Annotated in this window: 1 protein-coding gene; it reads left to right on the forward strand. The window is 41.8% G+C overall.

Going from position 1 to position 390, the window contains the following annotated elements; genetic code table 11:
• On the forward strand, positions 1-355 hold a 355-nt coding region (locus AB4585_RS25290), incomplete at its 5' end, for a hypothetical protein (protein ID WP_372171523.1).
• Positions 356-390: the final 35 nt, after the last annotated feature.

Raw genomic sequence — 390 nt, forward strand, 5'->3', positions numbered from 1 at the left:
CATCAATAAAGACTCTGATCTTCATCTTGAACTCCATGAACTGGCTGATGCTAGACAGGAGGAAAAACAAAAACAGAAGAAGAAACAAGAGCTCACTAAAGCAGCGCAGGCATTGCAAGATGCCCCTGTTATTGAAAAATCACTGGGTTTACTTCAACACATTGTCATTGGTCAAGAGGGAGCGACGGCTTCGTTCAAAAAAGACAAGGCCAAAGAAATCCGCTCCATAGGCAAGGAACTGAAGCAAGAGAGTCTGAGTAAAGATGAAGTTCATGCATTGTGTGAGGTGTTAACTTCAATCAATATTGCTGAGAAGGATGTTCAGAAGCTCATCAAGTGGCTTGAGAAGCAATGATGAAATCTGAACTTCATTTACTCTCCTCGCAATTC

The organism is Vibrio sp. 10N.222.49.C9 (assembly GCF_041474985.1).
Classification (GTDB): domain Bacteria; phylum Pseudomonadota; class Gammaproteobacteria; order Enterobacterales; family Vibrionaceae; genus Vibrio; species Vibrio crassostreae_C.